Here is a 17850-nt window from a genome sequence, read left to right as displayed (position 1 = left end):
AGGAGATGAAATGATGAAGTGGCCTGAAACGATTACGATTAAAGAAGTAGGACCGCGCGACGGACTGCAAAATGAAAAAATCTTCATTCCGACAGAAGACAAAATTGCCTGGATTAATAAGCTTTCCAAAAGCGGCCTGTCATCGATTGAAGTGACGTCTTTCGTCAATCCGAAATGGATACCGGCACTCGCGGACGCAAGTGTTGTGATGGCAGGCATTAAGCGGGAGCCTGGGATCACTTATTCAGCACTCGTCCCAAACCGCCAAGGGCTTGAACGAGCATTTGCTGCGAATATCGATGAAGCGGCTGTGTTCATGTCAGCGAGCGAAACACATAACTTGAAAAACATTAATAAGACGATCGTGGATACATTGCCTGTATTAAAAGAAATTGTCCAAGATGCGAATGCAGCGGGCAAGAAGACAAGAGGCTATGTGTCTACAGTGTTTGGCTGTCCATACGAAGGTGTGGTTGATACAGAAGCGGTCGTCCGCGTATCGGAATCGCTGTTTGACATGGGTATTGACGAATTATCGTTAGGAGATACAATCGGCGTTGCAAATCCGAGGCAAGTCCAGGAAGTACTTGACGTGTTACTGAAACGTTTTCCGGTAGACAAATTGGCGATGCATTTCCATGACACGCGTGGGACAGCTTTAGCGAATATCCTAGCCTCGCTTGATATGGGCATTACGGTGTTCGACAGTTCAGCTGGCGGTCTCGGAGGCTGTCCTTACGCACCCGGTGCTTCAGGCAACGCCGCGACGGATGATTTATTGTATATGTTGCACGGTATGGGCATTCATACCGGTGTCGATGAAGAAAAGATTTTAGCGGCATCCGCGTTTATTCAAGAAAAAATCGGCTATGCACTTCCTAGTAAAAACTTGCAGGCTGCCGGTGCGCATGATAAGCGAAGGACGTGAGTGAATGGGGAATAAAGTGGCAGTAAAGAGGCGCGACGACGGAATTGCGGTCATCTTATTTAATCGTCCCGAAGCGGCGAATGCATTGTCAGTCGAGATGCTGAACGAACTTTATAGTGCGCTGCTAGAATGTCGCTACGACGGGGAGATCCGGGCAGTTATTATAACAGGCGCCGGTGAAAAAGCATTTTGTGCGGGCGCTGATTTAAAAGAACGCTCAGGAATGAATCCGATTGATGTCCGCAAGACAGTTTCATTGATCCGCCAGACAATTAACAGTATTGAATCACTGCCGCAGCCGGTTATCGCTGCAATTAACGGAGTTGCGCTTGGCGGTGGTACAGAACTGGCGCTGGCATGTGACATCCGTATTGCAGCAGATACGGCAAAGTTCGGATTGACGGAAACTTCGCTCGGTATTATTACGGGAGCCGGAGGTACGCAGCGACTGCCAAGATTGATCGGCAAAGGACGGGCGAAAGAGCTTATTTTCACTGCGCGCAGAGTCGAAGCGGCAGAAGCATTGGAAATCGGGCTGGCTGAATACATTGTGGCACCTGATCAGCTGATGGATAAAGCACTTGCCGTGGCAGGACAAATCGCGGCGAACGGACCGCTTGCTGTTGCGCAGGCGAAGTTCGCGATTGACCACGGTTATGACGTCGAACTGCAGACGGGACTCGCCATCGAACAGAACGCCTATGAAGTGACGATTCCTTCCAAAGACCGGCTTGAAGGACTGCAGGCATTTAAAGAAAAACGTAAGCCCGTATACACTGGCGAATGAGGAATGATCATAAGGGAGGCAGGACGATGACTACAGATACGAAATCTTTGCAGCAAGCATTGAATGAAAGAGTAGAGCAGATAAAAGAAGGTGGAGCGCCAAAATACCATGAAAAAAATGCAGAACAAGGGAAAATATTCGTTCGTGATCGCTTGAAATTACTATTCGATTCAGATCTCGAAATCGAAGACGGCCAATTCGCGAACTGCATGGCGGGCGATCTTCCTGCTGACGGTGTTGTAACAGGCATGGGGAAGATTAACGGCCAAGTCGTTTGCGTCATGGCGAATGATTCCACAATTAAAGCAGGCTCATGGGGCGCACGGACAGTGGAAAAAATTATCCGAATCCAAGAAACTGCTGAAAAATTGAATGTACCGCTCATTTACTTAGTCGATTCAGCAGGCGCACGGATTACCGATCAAGTTGAAATGTTCCCGGGTCGCCGCGGTGCTGGTAGAATTTTCTACAATCAAGTGAAATTATCTGGACGTATTCCGCAAATCTGCGTATTGTTCGGCCCATCAGCTGCTGGCGGTGCATATATTCCAGCGTTTTGCGATATCGTCATTATGGTCGATAAAAATGCATCGATGTACCTTGGATCGCCGCGCATGGCGGAAATGGTTATCGGTGAAAAAGTAACGCTCGAAGAAATGGGCGGCGCGCGCATGCACTGTTCAACTTCAGGCTGTGGCGATGTGCTAGCAAAAAACGAAGAAGACGCAATCGCAGCGGCGCGAAGATATTTATCGTATTTCCCGGCAAACTTTTCGGAAAAGCCGCCTGTACATGATGCAGTGTCTCCGAAACAGCTGGATAAAACACTCGAAGAAATCATTCCTAAAAATGAAAATGCTCCGTTTAATATGCACGACTTGATTAAAGGAATTATCGATGAAGATTCATTTTTTGAAATTAAGAAACTGTTTGCAGGCGAGCTCATTACTGGCCTTGCGTGCATCGATGGAAAAGCAGTCGGCATTATCGCGAACCAACCGCGCGTAAAAGGTGGCGTGCTATTCCACGACTCTGCTGACAAATCAGCGAAATTCATCAACCTTTGCGATGCATTCCACATTCCGCTGCTGTTCTTAGTCGACGTGCCTGGATTCATGATCGGAACAAAAGTAGAACGTGCAGGTATCATCCGTCATGGGGCGAAAATGATTTCTGCGATGGCAGAAGCGACAGTGCCAAAGATTTCTGTCATCGTACGCAAAGCATATGGCGCAGGGTTGTACGCCATGGCAGGCCCGGCATTTGAACCAGACGCCTGTTTAGCACTGCCGACCGCTTCCATCGCTGTTATGGGGCCGGACGCAGCTATCAATGCAGTCTACGCAAATAAAATCGCTGCGCTGCCTGAAGAAGAGCGAGCAGCTTATATTGAAGAGAAGCGTAACGAATACAAAGAAGATATCGATATTTACCATTTAGCTTCAGAATTGATTATCGACGGCATTGTCCCAGCGGACTCACTGCGCGATGAGCTGATTACGCGTTACGAAGCATATGCAACGAAATATATCCAGTTTACAACCCGCAAGCATCCGGTTTATCCGGTATGATGCAAGGTGACGTGTACCGCGTCACCGTGAACTGAACCCCAAATGATAGACACTTTAAAAAGTGACTCCATTTGGGGTTTTTATATGTCACTTCTTCTGTATACTAAAGGTAACTATTCGGATCAAAGTGTTTTAAGTGAGTGAAATATTTTTCAATGAACATCAACGTAAAATGTTAAAATTAAATCCAAGTGTTCACTATGTCTCAGATTGGACTATTCAACACATACCCGAATTTTATTTTTTTACTGTCAAGGAGATTTGGTCCCTCACAAATATTTCTCTAACTTCCGGCAGAAGACCCCTGTTAAATAGAATGAATCGTTCATTGCCCCCATGAGTAAGCGTAAGATGAATGTCGGTTGGTACTAGCCAAAGTATATATTCATCTGCTATAATTAGAACATACATTCCCGTTAATAGAGATGATATTATTAATTATATTAAAGGAGGTCACGTTATGGTTTTTTCAAAATACCTGGCAAGTATCGATCATCCCGACCATCGTGAACGGATGGAGGAAGTACTGAAGTGGGTTGCTAATGAATTTCCCGATTTGGAACCGGTCATCAAATGGAATACACCAATGTTTTCTAATCACGGCACTTTTATAATTGGTTTTTCCGTAGCAAAGCAACATATGAGCATCTCACCCGAATACGCAGGGATCGCGAAATTTGCAGATGATATTGCGCAACACGGCTACAGTGCAACTAAAGGCTTGTTTAGAATTCAGTGGAATAAGCCAATCAATTACGAACTGCTTAAGAAAATTATTGAGTTTAATATAGAGGATAAAATGGACGTTACGAGCTTTTGGCGGAAATAGACAAGCGAAACTACCCCCTGATATTTTAATCATTCTGGCAAAACCATTGAAGAGCAAATAGAGAATAGCTACTCTCAAAGAATTGTTAAATAAACGTCTTCTAATCACCCTTAAACCGGCAATTAAGACTCTAAGAAATTGTCTTGATTAATTTATTTAGTAATTCAATTTTACTAGTAATCCATTCTGTGAAATGCTACCCTCCGAGAGTAGTGAGGGATAGAAGGCGCAAGAGGAAGACATACTAATTACTACTGATAAGTTAAAAATGGGTATATATCAAAATCTAGCTGCTTTTAATTATCGGAGTAAGAACTATTGGATATAAATGGGGAACATGTTCTGTACTAAAAGGAGGAGGGAAAATATGGGAAGAGTAGTTCACTTTGAAATTCACGTAGACGACATGGAAAGGGCACAAAAGTTTTATGGGGATGTATTCGGATGGACCTTTCAGGACTGGAGTGAGTATGCAGGAATGCCTTACTACGGAGCAGTGACTGGTGATAGTGACCTTGGAGTGGATGGAGCATTAATGCAACGTCAAGGTCCACGTCCAGAACGTAACCAACCACTAAATGGCTATGCTTGTACTATAGGAGTCGATAATTACGATTTAACGGAAGCGAAAATTATTGATGGTAGAGGCAGTGTTGCATTACCTAAATACGCGTTGCCAGGAATGGCTTGGCAAGGCTATTATTTGGATACCGAGGGTAATGTTTTTGGGCTTCATCAACCAGATAAAAATGCAAAATGATAATGTTTTTTTGTGGGGAATATAATCTTAAACTAAAGAGACGTTTTGTTCTGCAATGATTTTAATGGATTTATTTGCAGATCAACTACATTAGTTTTGATTAAATTAAAGGAGTGGTAGAATATGGCTGTTGATATTTATTTAACGTTTAATGGAAATTGCCGTGAAGCTGTTGAATTTTATACAGAGGTTTTTGAAACAGAAAAACCTAATATTATGACTTTTGGGGATCAATCATCAAATCCAGAATACCTTCTTCCAGAAGAAGCCGAAAACTTAATTATGCATACTCGCTTAGCTATCGAAGGTAGCACTGTGATGTTTTCAGATACGTTCCCTGGTTCTCCTTTCACGCTTGGCAACAATATAAGCCTAGCTTACCAATGCACCGAAGTGAAAAAGTTACAAAAGATTTACGAAAAACTAAAAAAAGGTGGAACTGTTGGGATGGAGCTCCAAGAGACATTCTGGGCAAATCTTTATGGTAGTATCACTGATAAATTCGGTGTGATTTGGCAATTGAGTGTAAACAAAGAACTCGCAGCTTATTAATAGCGCTCAATTTAAACTGCTTAATAATTCGTGATTTATTTGTATTGATTAGCTGTTTCAACTATATTTCATACATTCATTAATGAATGAAAAAAATTATGACTACGATAAATTGCTATTGATCAATACAATAATTAAGTATAAGGGGTGTAAGTATGAGTAAAGTTTCATCTACAAGTTTGAAAATGATAAGAAATTTTGAAGTGGCACCTGAAATAGTATTTGATGCTTGGTTAAAACCAGAAATGATGAGAAAATGGTTCTTCACGTTGGAAGGAACGAATAAAGTGACTCGAAATAATCCTCAAGTGGGCGGTACTTGGGAAATTATTGACCACAGAGGAGGACAAGATTACCGTGCGATTGGCGAATACCTTGAACTTGATTCTCCTAAAAAAATCAAACTCACTTTTAAGATGCCAGAAATGAGCGATTTAGAAGATACGCTAACAGTTGAGCTAAAAGAGCTAGAGAAAGGCTGCGAGATGACATTCTTACAATTGATCCATGTTGCTCAAGAATTGAATTCGACAGATCCTGAGATTAAAATAGCACTTGACGAAATGCGTGATGGTACTGAAGTAGGCTGGAATTATATGTTTATGGGACTGAAGGAATTAGTTGAAACAGGTGAAGTTAGCTACAAAGGGTAATACATGTTGAAATAGCTAGTTAAAATAGTTTAATCAAAAATAAAGTTAATGTAAAGAAAGGGAAGTTATATATGAAAGACGTCAAACCTTTTTTAATGTTTCAAGGCGGTACCGCAGAAGAAGCTATGAAATACTACACTTCACTCATCGAGGATTCAGAAATTAAAAGTATTATTCGATACGGAGCGGAAGGGCCTGGTGAAGAAGGTACAGTCATACAAGCGGTATTTTCGTTAAAAGGACAAGAGTTCATGTGTATCGACAGCCATATCGATCATGAGTTTACGTTTACGCCATCATTTTCTATTTATTTAACATGCGATTCTGAAGAGGAAATTGACAGACTTTATGAAAAAATGATGCAAAATGGTACAGCACTCATGCCTTTAGATAACTATGGCTTCAGTAAAAAATTCGGATGGCTGAATGACCAATTCGGAATTTCTTGGCAGTTGAACTTACCAGAGTAATGTAAAAGGAACTTGAGATATTTCACAATCGGCTGCTTAATTGAAAGCCTAGACACACTTTTTATTTTGTAGACAAAATAATGAACAATTAAACGCTGACCCCATTTATTTAATATAAATGAGGCCAGCGTTTTTCAATTAACAATATTGCGAGAGCGTCATGAAGATATTTACAGTTTCAAGAAATTTTCTACCGTTTTGTTTCGAAAAGAAGATATGTTAGATGCTTAGCGATAATAATATATTAATAAACGAAATATATTTATTGTTAATCGATAAATTAAGTGTTAAAGTGAAATTTACAATATAGAAAATAAATGAGGTGCGTTTTATGAAACGTGGAACAACGCTATTCTTAAAGTTAGCTGTTATATTTATAGGAATTCCAGTTCTAGCTTTATGCATATTTTTATTGCCGCAGTTAGCGTATGAGGCAAGCGAAGCTGCAGGTAGAGGTTGGGATTTTGCATATGTGGTATATAGTATTTTAGCAGTCATGTATATTTCGGTGATTCCATTTTATTTCGCATTATATCAGACCTTTAACTTATTAAACTTTATTGATAAAAATCAAGCTTTCTCTGAGATATCTGTTAGGGCTTTAAAGAAAATTAAATACTGTGCGATCATAATCAGCGGCTTGTATGCAGTAGCTCTTCCATTCGTCTTTATCATGGCGGAGATAGATGACGCTCCGGGTCTCGTTATAGTCGGAATGATCCCTATCTTTGCATCCATAGTGATTGCCGTTTTTGCTGCTGTTTTGCAAAGGCTTTTAAAAGAAGCGATAGATATAAAAGAGGAAAATGATTTAATAGTCTGAGCTGAGGTGAATAACATGACAATTATAATCAATATTGATGTAATGTTAGCTAAGAGAAAAATGAGTGTTACAGAACTTTCCGAACGAGTTGGAATTACAATGGCCAATATTTCAATACTGAAAAATGGAAAGGCGAAGGCCATTCGACTTTCAACTTTGGACTCGATTTGTAAAGCTTTAGAGTGTCAGCCTGGCGATATATTAGAATACAAAATGGAGGAAGATACAGTAAGTCCAGATTAGAAAGTAAGTGAATGTAATAATTTTATAAAAAATTTTAAAAATATAGAGCACTTCCGTGGAATATGGAATGTTCTATATTTTTGTCTATAATAAAATAAATTTATATCACTGTCAGTCTAGCTTTCTTGAAACTATGATTTCTAGGTAGAGAAAAATAGGTAATCGCGATATGATAGGGATAGCTCAAACTTTATTATACTTTGAATAAAGTTTGTTATTCGTACAGATCAACGAGTGGGTAGAGGTTAAGGGGGAATTAGTTTGGATATTTATCAGGAATTTTCAGCCCGACATTTTGGGGCATATTTAGATTCGGAAGAGTTTCTGGATTATATGCTGCGTCAGTGGTTGCTAAAAGGGCGTCACTTGGATGTTTGTCATGTCATCGACCATCCTTCGTTTACGAAAGTAATTAACGAATGCAGGGATGATGACCGATATGCATTGCTCGTAGAACTATCTGACTTGTATGAGAGTGAAATTACGCTAGCGAGTCAATATAATGAAACGTTGCTCGCACTAGCTTATGGTGAAGATTTCGATCCTTTTGAGCTGGATCAAGACACGAAGGCCAAAGGAGATTGGAGATATCATCTGTGGTACTATTTCTTCAATAATGAAGGACATGTGGCAGAGTCTTGGGAGTTATTCAATAAAAAGATCTATCCATTATGTGCAACATTGATTCATACACGTGCCGATCACATGCAGACACTAGCGAGATATTTTAATGAGCTTTGTGTTTTAATGGAAAAAACAAGGAATCCGGATATTTTGGAAAGTGTTACGAAAAAGACCATCATGAATCTGTATGATCTATTTCTGCAAGTCGTCCATAACGATACATTGATCGACTTCGCGACAAAGCGGAGTTTTTGTGAGCGTTTGATTCATATGATGAAATATAAGGACATGCATAGCGTCGGGCTGGAATTCTATATCACGTTTAACGATCTATTTGATTTGAATGATATTCCGACTGTCATTAGTCTAGTGAATCTTTCCAAGTCTGCACATGATTATCACGCCGTACATGTTCTTCATGGAGATATACAAGCAGTTCAATACCGTATTGAAAAATATAAAGGGGATATCGTTTCCCAATTAACAAAGATTTCCGAGTACATTTTACGAATGAAGAATGTTATTGAAGAGCAACATGGCGGGAAAATCAATGAAGATTCCTTTATCCAGGCCGATTTCAACTTCTTCTTTTATGAATGTGAAATTGAAGAAATGTGTACAGCGAATTTTTCTGAATTACCGTTTGAAGATCAAGACGTGATGTTAAGAAACTTATTAAATGCAATGATTTGTTTTTATAAAGCAGATAAAACATTGACGTCTGAAGAAGGGAACACGAAGGAGCCTGCGCTAAATTTACTAATTGGCTGGGAACTGGGCAATGAAGGCATGAAGTTGAGAAATCGTGTTCTGTCATTAATACCTGACGAAGGAATCACGTACCGTGAAATCATGATTTCCGATGCGTTGATACAATTGGATGAATTCTTGACAGAGTTTTACTTGGATGACTTATCCCATGAAGTAGAAGCGGTCATACAAAAGGCAGAACAATACGATCTGAAACCAATCGACCAAAAGCAGGCGATGGTTTTGTTGGAAGAATCCTTTACATCATTGCACTCCCATAGTGCGTTACTCTTCACAAAATCAGAAGAAGAACGTTTTGAAAAAGCAGGATCTCAATTATCACGTTTAGTAAAATCACAAGAAGTAAAACGTCTATTGCCTTCTGCTGAAGCAAAGTGGCATGAATTGACTAAAGACATGCCACTAGACAATCAGCAACCGAGTCAGAAGCTCGCTTTTGTTATCGCGGATTATGTAAAAGCAGTAGAAGAGTTTCTCAGTCATGTTCTGATTAAAGCGAAGGCAGAAAAAGAGAATATGCCTTTACTAGATGTAGTGATACATGAAACAGGATTAACTTCTGTTGAAATCGGTAGTGAGCAATACTATCACTATATTACGCTCGGAAGTCTTTATCATTATTTAAGAGAAAATGGTACAAGCTTGTTAAAAACGGATGCAGATAAACTAAAAGTTGTAGAATATATGACGCGTTGGGTACATACTGTTCGTGCTTCATCTTTTGACAAGAACAGTGAGTTATCAATTGAAAAAGCTCACGTTTTGAGAAGAGAAACATTAGTCGTTCTAAGACGTTTGCTGGCAGATATGTCGAATTAATCCCTACACTTTAAATTAACTTCGAGTCTAAAATGAATTTATTGACTATATACCCGCAGGGGTATATAGTTTATTTAAGGTTAATTACAAAACAAGGGGATGGCAAAATGAAATTTGTTATCATTGGCGGAGTAGCAGGGGGAGCATCCACAGCTGCGCGAATTCGACGTATGGATGAGCAAGCGGAAATTATTATGTTTGAAAAAGGACCGCACGTATCTTTCTCCAACTGTTCTTTACCGTTTTATCTCAGTGGGATTGTGGAAGATAGCGATAAGCTCGTATTAATGGATCCAGTAGCATTTAAAAATAAATATAATATCGAAGCGCGTGTCAGACAAGAAGTAACAGCGATTAATAGGAAAGAAAAAACTGTGACCATTTTGAATATGCTGACAGGTGAAATGTATGAAGAAAGCTACGATCGACTAGTGCTATCACCTGGAGCGAGTCCAATAGTGCCGAATCTAGAAGGTGTCAATTCAAAAAATGTCTTTACAGTTCGCAACGTGGAAGATATAGAGCATCTGCAAAATTATATTCAAACAAAAGATATCAATAATATTGCGGTAATTGGCGGAGGGTTCATCGGAGTCGAAGTAGCAGAAAACTTAAAGCTCGCTGGACGAAATGTATCGTTGATTGAATTTGCCAATCAAATCATGGTGCCTTTTGATTATGATATGGTTCAAATTCTGCATAAGGAAATGATCGATAAAGGAATCGATGTAATAGTTGAAGATGGTTTAGCTAAAATAACTGATACAGACGTTACGTTGAATTCTGGTAAACAAGTAGAAGCTCAGGTCGTTGTTTTGGCCATTGGTGTTCGCCCTGAAACCAGACTAGCGGAAGAAGCAGATTTGGAAATCGGTGAGCTTGGCGGTATAAAAGTAGATGCTAATTACCGAACAAGCGACAGTTCGATCTATGCTGTTGGTGACGCGATTGAAGTCTACCATCAACTTCTTCATAAACCAACAAGACTTGCTCTAGCGGGACCTGCACAGCGTCAGGCGCGTGCCGCGGCGGATCATATGTATGGAATTCCTCATCAAAATAAAGGTGTCATTGGCTCTTCGAGTATACAGATTTTCGACTTGGCAGCAGCCTCTACAGGTCTCAATGAAAAAATGGCGACACAAGCAGGAATCCAACATGACAGCGTGTATATAATCGCTGCTGATAAAGTTTCATTAATGCCTAACAGTAATCCACTTCACTTCAAATTAGTGTTTGAAGTACCAACAGGAAAAGTATTAGGGGCTCAGGCAATTGGTAAAGGAAATGCGGATAAGAGGATTGATGTCATCGCAACTCTCATTTCAATGGGTGGAACGCTGGAAGATCTAAAAGAACTAGAGTTGACCTATTCGCCTATGTATAGCACAGCTAAAGATGTCGTCAATCTCGCAGCACTTGTTGCATTGAATATATTATATGGTCGTTTTAATCAAGTTCATGTATCCGAAGTGCGTGAATTGGTAGAGCAAAACGCTGTAATTATTGATGTGCGTGAAGAGAATGAATTTGCGAATGGTCACTTAGTGAATGCGATAAACATACCACTCAGCCAGCTGCGCGACCGCATGAATGAAGTGCCAAAGGATGTACCGGTCTATGTTCATTGCCGATCTTCACAACGCAGTTATAACGCGTTAATGGCGTTGCAAAATAGTGGTTTTGATAATATTGTCAATATCTCAGGTTCATTCCTAGGCATTTCTTTGTATGAATACTTCAATGATGTAGTATCGGATAGGGAGAAAATTTTGACAGCTTATAATTTTAATTAATTATACTTTGCAGCCTACGTTCCTTTAAGGAATGTAGGCTTTTTTAATGAATTTAAATCAGTAGTAGCTCGTATTATATTTTGATATAATAATCTAGTGAAATGAGGTTTATGAGGGAGCTATAAAGGGCACAAGCAAAGTAGAGGAAAGTAAGGAGATCATTTTATGAAAAAATTTGCATTATATGCATTTTGTTTGTTCTTTTTTGCAGTAGGAATTGGACACTTTGCATTGGAGTCATTCTTTACAGGGGCCATGCCCGAATGGATACCATTTAGAAAAGCCATTGTTTACATATCAGGTATAATGGAAATTGCATTGGCTGTCGGTTTATTTTTGAAGAGAACGCGCTATGTTACTGGTTTTTTAATTGCGGTATTTTTAGTTCTTGTATTACCGGTTAATATTTATATGGCACTCACAGCAGAAAATTATGATTTGCCTGCAGCGGCATTGTGGATTCGACTTCCATTACAATTCGTATTAATTTGGTGGGTGTTGAAGGTTCGAAAAGTATAAAAGCGAAAGAACACGCAAAACCAGTGATGGTTTTGCGTGTTCTTTTATTGTGCTTCTAGATAAGCATTCCTTATCGTCAAATATTGACCATCCGTTACGTTAATAGACGTTTCACCTTCTACTACATCACTTACGAGAAGGTCTATCATATCTTGTCTGCTGTTTTTACTGATTTCATAAAAACCTATATCGTTTTGATCATCCACCTTCAAAGTGTGTGTACCGGCGGGGATATCTGTTCCTACTTTATATTGTCCATCTTTGTATATTTCGTTAGCTGGTTTAATATCAGGTGCAGAAGCTACAGGATACATTTCTCCACCTTTTAATGTGAAGTATTCTCCATGCAATAGTGTTACATACGTGTGGGAACGACCATCTAGTGCAACGTTGAACACAATACTGTCAGGATTCCCCGATTGATCTTTTGTGTTTTCGAGTAGCGTAATGCCGTTAGAAAAAACGAGATATTCACCTGGTTCAATATCAGCCCCCACCTGATAGGTACCATCTTTTATTGGCGTCGTAGCTGCCGAAGTAGGTTGTTTTTGTGGTTCGGGTGGCTTAGGTGCAGATGTTGACGGTTGTGCTTTTGGTGTGCTTTGAACGTTTTTAGATGAATCTGTATCAGGATTTGTTGGTTGTACATTTTTTGATTCTTCGCGATTTGGCACTTCTTTATCAGGGGCTTCAACTTCAGACTGATCTTTCTTAGACTCTTCTTGAAGTACAAGTTCCTCACTAGGTTCCTCAAGTGTGTCCGGTGTCGAAGTGTCAGTAATCATAGGTTCTTTCATCACAGTTTCAGTTATCTCTTTGTTGCTTACGATCGCTATAATCAACGCGAACAATAATACAGCTGCACCAACAGCTGCCCAACTTAATTGTTTTTTGTTCATATAGTATGTAACCTCACTTTTATCATGATAACCATATGATACATGATAGTCTGTGGTAGAATCTACTTATAGGGTATTTTTGGAAAGCTGAAAATCATTAGTTACTTATAAATCGATAGACAGTCAAAAGTGATAAATTAGAAACGTAAAAAGCGAGACGAGTATGCGAGCTGTCGAATAAGAATACAATCTCCCACCTCAATAGATGAGAGATTCTTTTAGGTGATATTCTTTACTAGATACTCTATATGAATGAATCCAAAAAATAATAGTATTATGTAAAATGAAATATATAACGTATAGCTTAAAGGGGGTTGTTCGACTAATGATGACTTTTGAATTCCAAGAATGTCTTCCTTCATTGCCGATACCTGAATTGGAAGACACGAAGAGAAAATTGCTTGAAGCGATTGAACCATTGATAAGTGAAGGGGAATTCCACGAGACAAAAAAAGTGGTGCAACAGTTTTTTGAAGAAAATGGAGACGCACGAAGGCTCCAAGAAAAGCTTGGGATTTGGCGAGATAATGCTGAAGGCAGTTGGCTAAAACCATTCTGGGATGATGTATACTTAACCTACCGTGGTCCTTTACATATAGGCAGTAATTTCAATGTATTAGTCGAGAATCAGCACTACGCACCTCGTACAGTGGCAGAGGTGGCGGGTAAAGTGGGTCGATCGATAGCAGAGTTTTATCATTCTATTCTAGCTGAAGAAACCCCTCCTGAAATGGTGCGAGGAGTGCCACTTGATATGAGCCAATATCCTAACTTTTTTCGGACAGTCAGAGTCCCTAAATTGCATCGAGATGAGCATTACGTGGCGGAACCGTCGAAAGTGGAAAACTATATTAGTTTGATGATCAATGGAAATGTCTACTTGATTCCTGTAACCAATTCACAAGGTATAATTTATTCCAGTAAGGCATTGTCGATTGTGATTGAAGGAATTCTCTCATTAGCTGAACCAGCAGGACCAAACGTAGGGATTTTCACAACTGCAAGCAGAAATGAAGCGGCAAGTATTTACGAACAGCTTTTAGTAAGTGAGGTCAATGCTGAAAGTTTACAAAAAGTAGCAGATTCATTGGTCGTACTATCGATAGACAAAGAAAGTATGAATTCTAATGAAGCATTACAAAACTTAGTATTCAGTGGCAGAAACAAATACTTTGATAAGACGCTACAAATTGTCATTACTGAAGCGGGTGAACTTGGATACAGCATAGAGCATACGGCAATGGATGGGACCACAATATTTGCAGTCATCCAATACGTGCAAGAACAGCTTATGTCGATTGATCAAGAAGATAACAAAACGAACGAACAACCAGTAGCCAAAAAGTTAGAATGGGTACTTTCAGCTGAAATAATAGAAAAGTTAAGCGTATTAGAAGTAAAAAATGATAGAACCATTCAACATTATGTAATCAACGTACAAAATTTTGATGCGTTCGGTACGGATGAAATAAAGCGACTTGGATTCAGTCCAGATTCATTTTTTCATATGGCCCTACAAGTAGCTCAATACAAGACGTTCGGTATGATGCGTAGCACATATGAGGCGGTGTCGATGCGTTTGTTTAATGAAGGAAGAACTGAGTGCATACGACCTTCAAGCTCAGAGAACCTGGCACTAGCGAAAGCGATAGTTGTGGAACAACAAGAACCTGTTTTAATCTATCAATTGATGCAAAAGGCAGGCTCGGCGCATTCCATTCGCTTAAAAGAAGCAAAAAAAGGTTTTGGTGTAGAGAGGCATCTTTATGGATTACAGAGGATCTTTGAGACGTATCAAGCCGAGCTGGATATGGAAAAATTCCCTGCATTATTTACTGATCCTGGTTATTTGACGATGCGTCATGATTTTATTTCCACGAGCAATATGACAAGTCCGGAAGTCAAAAGTTGTGCGTTTGGACCAGTAGTGGAAGATGGCTATGGAATTTTCTATGTTTTGCTGAAAGATCGGTTGATCATAAATCTGTCTAGTTATAGTCGGAATGAAGAAAAAGCTAGGCTCCTTGCGGAAAATCTGGATGAGGCATTGAAAGAATTAAGGGGAATTGCATTGGCTGTTATGTAAGATGAAGATTTGGCTGATAAAGAGTTTATATTTTTATCACGAGAAAAGAAATCAGCAATCTAGCCGGATTAATGGTATACTAGCCAAGTATAATTTACAAGCGAGTAGGTGAAAGATATGATAGAAGTAAAACTTTCTCCAATTGGCGAAGGCGAATTCAATAGGGGTGTATTCGCGAAATGCGATATCAAAGAAGGGCAGCTATTACACGAAGCGCCTGTGATCTCCTATCCAAACGAACAACATCAACATATCGAGAAAACGGTTCTTGCTGATTACGCTTTTGAGTATGGAGCTAACCATACAGCGGTACTACTTGGCTACGGAATGTTATTCAATCATTCCTACGAACCGAACGCGACATATGACATTAATTTCGACAATCACACATTTGATTTCTTTGCGTATAGAGATATTAAAGCTGGAGAAGAGATTTTGATCAACTATAATGGCGATGTGGATGATGATGAGCAATTATGGTTCAATGAAGATTATGATGGTACGGCCAACGATTAATAAATCATGAGAACGCTTTGATGCGATGTATAGTCAAAGTGTTTCTCGTTTTTATCATGTCTCAGTAGCTCAGCTGGATAGAGCAACGCCCTCCTAAGGCGTAGGTCGGGGGTTCGAATCCCTTCTGGGACGTCAAATACGTGTCTACGATTTTAGTGCACTTGAGAAGTTAGTATGTAAATCTAACTTCTTAAGTGCACTTTTTTGCATTTTCATATAATGCGCTTTATGTTTGAATCCTCGGTGCTTTTGCATGATGCAAAAAAGAAGCTGTCTTTTATAGACAACTTCTTTTTAGTATAGAATTATTGATCTCATGTTGTGGAATCTCAGTAGTTTCTTGTATTAGAAGTATATTCTTCTGTTTCTTCTTGATAATCCATATTCTGGTCTTCTTCAAGATTTTCAACATACTCACCATCTTGCTCGTTTTCATCCTCTAAAGATAAAAACTCCCGCAATGCTTGTCTGTTTTGTTCTAGATTAATATCAAGTACTTGCCCTACATCTGTACGTAAGTCACCGAATGAACCTTCGACTGGAATACGCAGTGATTCCATTTTATTATCTTTACCACCGGTTAACATACCTTTACCGATTGAGAAGATCGTTTTTTTATCGATGTTTGTATTGATATAAGGCTCCATTACGCCTAATAACTTAGGTAAATTGACGATTGTTTGGAAACTAATCGCTTCATCTTTAAGCTTCGACAAAGCTTCTTGCTGCCGTTCCACCCGTCCATAATCGCTATGGATATCGTGACGGAATCGCACATATCCAAGTAATTGGTCACCATTTAGTTTCTGTTGACCAGGATAGAGCGTCAAACCTAAACCATGTGACATTTCATAGGGAATATCCACTTCAATTCCTTCAGGAGCAATTACATCAACCATTTTTGAAAAACCTTCAAAGTTTACGATCGCATAGTATTGTATGTCTACATCAAAATTATGCTTAATAGTTTTACGGACTAATTCGGGTCCACCAAGTGCATAGGCTGCATTAATTTTTTCCATGCCGTGATCGGGGATTTCAACGTATGTATCACGCATGAGAGAGACTAACTTCACTTGATTGGTTGTTTGGTCGTAGTGACCGATCATCAAAGCATCTGAACGAGTGTCTTCTTCGTCGCCTCTTGCGTCATCACCGATCAGCAACACATTGATTTCACCGAACTGTGATTCTCCGCCTTCAAAATCATCAAAAGCCGAATCACTATCGAAAAATGTATTACTGCTATCGCTAAGTTCTGTATGTATATCATTGGTTTTGTCATTATTCGCAAAGGATAGGCCGTTTGAATATTGCGCAGCCACATAACCGCCACCAGCTAATAGTAGCAACGTGAATATCATGAAGATTACACGTTTATATTTTCTTTTAAGTTTTTTCTTACGACGCTTTTCTGTCTCTCTGTTTTCCAATAGTGCCACCTACTCATCAGATTATGAATTTTTTGTTAGTACGCTTGAAGCAATTTGGACTGCTATCGCATCATCTAAATACCCGACCGCGAATATATAATCGGGAATGACGTCCACTGGAACGATAAAGTACAATAATGCGCTACCGATAATGGCAAGATCACGTTTTGCAACATCTTGCATTTTGAAGCGTGTAAATAATTCCTTCATTTGGTCGACGAACGGACCTACTCCGCCAGCCAATTTTAACTTCTTGTCAAAGTCATGTAAAATTCTTTCTCTTCCTTCATTCGTCTGGACATACGCTTCGTAACCTGCCAATTGGAGTTCTACTTTTTCAATGGAGATATCAGCAGATAGAAGTTCTGATGTATCAACCAGTTGTTGAATGGTTTCGTCATAAGCTGTCCGCTTTGCGTTTTTTTGATTAACTGGATAGCCTGCCGCTTGAAGTAGTTTTGCTAATGGGATGTCTAAAATCGTCGCAAATTTCTCCAGATGATCAAGTGTTGCTTTTCGTTTGTCGTTGATGATTCGGGAGATCGTCGCAGTATCAATATCTGTAAGTTCGCTTAGTTTACGCATGGACAATGAACGTTCTTCTAATACTTCACGCAATAACTGCCCTATACTCAAACCAAGGCTGCCTTCTGACATGATACTATCCCTCCTTTTCCAAGACAACGTAAAAATTTCTTCGCTCTCAAAATAATAAATGCTTGTTGACAAATTGTCAACAGTTATAGGCGAAGAACTACTTTTTGTCGGAAA

18 protein-coding genes and 1 tRNA gene are annotated in these 17850 nt (G+C 39.5%); 16 read left to right on the top strand and 3 right to left on the bottom strand.

What is annotated here, in order from left to right; all coding sequences use genetic code 11:
- Window positions 1–10: 10 nt before the first annotated feature.
- The 13 genes from SporoP32a_RS02450 (at window position 11) to SporoP32a_RS02390 (ending at window position 12145) form a co-directional block, all read left to right on the top strand.
- A complete protein-coding gene (locus tag SporoP32a_RS02450) occupies window positions 11–928 on the top strand; it encodes a hydroxymethylglutaryl-CoA lyase (RefSeq protein WP_085426466.1) in 918 nt (305 codons plus the stop codon).
- A gap of 4 nt (window positions 929–932) precedes the next feature.
- Entirely contained in the window at window positions 933–1715 is a 783-nt protein-coding gene (locus tag SporoP32a_RS02445; protein ID WP_085426465.1) for an enoyl-CoA hydratase, read from the top strand.
- Between the two features lie 26 nt (window positions 1716–1741).
- The gene (locus SporoP32a_RS02440; protein WP_085426464.1) at window positions 1742–3286 is read left to right on the top strand and encodes an acyl-CoA carboxylase subunit beta; all 1545 of its coding nucleotides are present in this window, start codon (window positions 1742–1744) and stop codon (window positions 3284–3286) included.
- A gap of 460 nt (window positions 3287–3746) precedes the next feature.
- On the top strand, window positions 3747–4115 hold the full coding sequence (locus SporoP32a_RS02435; protein ID WP_085426463.1) for an iron chaperone: 369 nt from the start codon (window positions 3747–3749) through the stop codon (window positions 4113–4115).
- Between the two features lie 367 nt (window positions 4116–4482).
- A complete protein-coding gene (locus tag SporoP32a_RS02430; RefSeq protein WP_085426462.1) occupies window positions 4483–4875 on the top strand; it encodes a VOC family protein in 393 nt (130 codons plus the stop codon).
- 123 nt (window positions 4876–4998) lie between these two features.
- Entirely contained in the window at window positions 4999–5427 is a 429-nt protein-coding gene (locus SporoP32a_RS02425) for a VOC family protein (protein ID WP_085426461.1), read from the top strand.
- A gap of 155 nt (window positions 5428–5582) precedes the next feature.
- A complete protein-coding gene (locus tag SporoP32a_RS02420) occupies window positions 5583–6080 on the top strand; it encodes an SRPBCC family protein (RefSeq protein WP_085426460.1) in 498 nt (165 codons plus the stop codon).
- Between the two features lie 71 nt (window positions 6081–6151).
- A complete protein-coding gene (locus tag SporoP32a_RS02415) occupies window positions 6152–6550 on the top strand; it encodes a VOC family protein (protein WP_085426459.1) in 399 nt (132 codons plus the stop codon).
- A gap of 331 nt (window positions 6551–6881) precedes the next feature.
- Window positions 6882–7373, top strand: coding sequence for a DUF2975 domain-containing protein (locus SporoP32a_RS02410; RefSeq protein ID WP_085426458.1), 492 nt, complete (start codon window positions 6882–6884; stop codon window positions 7371–7373).
- A 15-nt stretch (window positions 7374–7388) separates the two neighbouring features.
- Window positions 7389–7616 (top strand): helix-turn-helix domain-containing protein, encoded by a 228-nt coding sequence (locus SporoP32a_RS02405; RefSeq protein ID WP_085426457.1) that lies wholly within the window; start codon window positions 7389–7391, stop codon window positions 7614–7616.
- Between the two features lie 261 nt (window positions 7617–7877).
- Entirely contained in the window at window positions 7878–9830 is a 1953-nt protein-coding gene (locus SporoP32a_RS02400) for a hypothetical protein (protein ID WP_085426456.1), read from the top strand.
- A gap of 107 nt (window positions 9831–9937) precedes the next feature.
- Complete coding sequence (locus tag SporoP32a_RS02395; RefSeq protein WP_085426455.1) at window positions 9938–11626, top strand: FAD-dependent oxidoreductase; 1689 nt, start codon at window positions 9938–9940, stop codon at window positions 11624–11626.
- A gap of 165 nt (window positions 11627–11791) precedes the next feature.
- Window positions 11792–12145, top strand: coding sequence for a DoxX family protein (locus SporoP32a_RS02390; protein ID WP_085426454.1), 354 nt, complete (start codon window positions 11792–11794; stop codon window positions 12143–12145).
- Window positions 12146–12189: 44 nt separating this feature from the next.
- Here SporoP32a_RS02390 and SporoP32a_RS02385 read toward each other — a convergent pair whose 3' ends face one another.
- On the bottom strand, window positions 12190–13044 hold the full coding sequence (locus SporoP32a_RS02385) for an Rv1352/Rv1906c domain-containing protein (RefSeq protein WP_085426453.1): 855 nt from the start codon (window positions 13042–13044) through the stop codon (window positions 12190–12192).
- 325 nt (window positions 13045–13369) lie between these two features.
- Here SporoP32a_RS02385 and SporoP32a_RS02380 point away from each other — a divergent pair, with 325 nt between their 5' ends.
- From SporoP32a_RS02380 to SporoP32a_RS02370, 3 genes are all read left to right on the top strand, one after another.
- On the top strand, window positions 13370–15130 hold the full coding sequence (locus SporoP32a_RS02380) for a choline/carnitine O-acyltransferase (RefSeq protein ID WP_158232729.1): 1761 nt from the start codon (window positions 13370–13372) through the stop codon (window positions 15128–15130).
- 117 nt (window positions 15131–15247) lie between these two features.
- The gene (locus tag SporoP32a_RS02375) at window positions 15248–15646 is read left to right on the top strand and encodes an SET domain-containing protein (protein WP_085426451.1); all 399 of its coding nucleotides are present in this window, start codon (window positions 15248–15250) and stop codon (window positions 15644–15646) included.
- 58 nt (window positions 15647–15704) lie between these two features.
- Window positions 15705–15778: transfer RNA gene (locus SporoP32a_RS02370), tRNA-Arg, on the top strand.
- 197 nt (window positions 15779–15975) lie between these two features.
- Here SporoP32a_RS02370 and SporoP32a_RS02365 read toward each other — a convergent pair.
- Window positions 15976–17010, bottom strand: a complete 1035-nt coding sequence (locus SporoP32a_RS02365; RefSeq protein ID WP_085428961.1) for an LCP family protein — start codon at window positions 17008–17010, stop codon at window positions 15976–15978.
- 90 nt (window positions 17011–17100) lie between these two features.
- Window positions 17101–17736, bottom strand: coding sequence for a helix-turn-helix domain-containing protein (locus SporoP32a_RS02360; protein WP_085426450.1), 636 nt, complete (start codon window positions 17734–17736; stop codon window positions 17101–17103).
- Window positions 17737–17850: the final 114 nt, after the last annotated feature.

This window comes from Sporosarcina ureae, from assembly GCF_002109325.1.
Classification (GTDB): domain Bacteria; phylum Bacillota; class Bacilli; order Bacillales_A; family Planococcaceae; genus Sporosarcina; species Sporosarcina ureae_C.
Note: the sequence above shows the minus strand (reverse complement) of the source record. Positions and strands in the feature narration are given on the sequence as shown.

Excerpts from the sequence above, each read along its gene's own strand:
- SporoP32a_RS02450 (WP_085426466.1), top strand. The coding sequence starts at position 11 with ATGATGAAGTGGCCTGAAACGATTACGATTAAAGAAGTAGGACCGCGC.
- SporoP32a_RS02445 (WP_085426465.1), top strand. The coding sequence starts at position 933 with ATGGGGAATAAAGTGGCAGTAAAGAGGCGCGACGACGGAATTGCGGTC.
- SporoP32a_RS02440 (WP_085426464.1), top strand. The coding sequence starts at position 1,742 with ATGACTACAGATACGAAATCTTTGCAGCAAGCATTGAATGAAAGAGTA.
- SporoP32a_RS02435 (WP_085426463.1), top strand. The coding sequence starts at position 3,747 with ATGGTTTTTTCAAAATACCTGGCAAGTATCGATCATCCCGACCATCGT.
- SporoP32a_RS02430 (WP_085426462.1), top strand. The coding sequence starts at position 4,483 with ATGGGAAGAGTAGTTCACTTTGAAATTCACGTAGACGACATGGAAAGG.
- SporoP32a_RS02425 (WP_085426461.1), top strand. The coding sequence starts at position 4,999 with ATGGCTGTTGATATTTATTTAACGTTTAATGGAAATTGCCGTGAAGCT.
- SporoP32a_RS02420 (WP_085426460.1), top strand. The coding sequence starts at position 5,583 with ATGAGTAAAGTTTCATCTACAAGTTTGAAAATGATAAGAAATTTTGAA.
- SporoP32a_RS02415 (WP_085426459.1), top strand. The coding sequence starts at position 6,152 with ATGAAAGACGTCAAACCTTTTTTAATGTTTCAAGGCGGTACCGCAGAA.
- SporoP32a_RS02410 (WP_085426458.1), top strand. The coding sequence starts at position 6,882 with ATGAAACGTGGAACAACGCTATTCTTAAAGTTAGCTGTTATATTTATA.
- SporoP32a_RS02405 (WP_085426457.1), top strand. The coding sequence starts at position 7,389 with ATGACAATTATAATCAATATTGATGTAATGTTAGCTAAGAGAAAAATG.
- SporoP32a_RS02395 (WP_085426455.1), top strand. The coding sequence starts at position 9,938 with ATGAAATTTGTTATCATTGGCGGAGTAGCAGGGGGAGCATCCACAGCT.
- SporoP32a_RS02390 (WP_085426454.1), top strand. The coding sequence starts at position 11,792 with ATGAAAAAATTTGCATTATATGCATTTTGTTTGTTCTTTTTTGCAGTA.
- SporoP32a_RS02385 (WP_085426453.1), bottom strand. The coding sequence starts at position 13,044 with ATGAACAAAAAACAATTAAGTTGGGCAGCTGTTGGTGCAGCTGTATTA.
- SporoP32a_RS02380 (WP_158232729.1), top strand. The coding sequence starts at position 13,370 with ATGATGACTTTTGAATTCCAAGAATGTCTTCCTTCATTGCCGATACCT.
- SporoP32a_RS02375 (WP_085426451.1), top strand. The coding sequence starts at position 15,248 with ATGATAGAAGTAAAACTTTCTCCAATTGGCGAAGGCGAATTCAATAGG.
- SporoP32a_RS02365 (WP_085428961.1), bottom strand. The coding sequence starts at position 17,010 with ATGATATTCACGTTGCTACTATTAGCTGGTGGCGGTTATGTGGCTGCG.
- SporoP32a_RS02360 (WP_085426450.1), bottom strand. The coding sequence starts at position 17,736 with ATGTCAGAAGGCAGCCTTGGTTTGAGTATAGGGCAGTTATTGCGTGAA.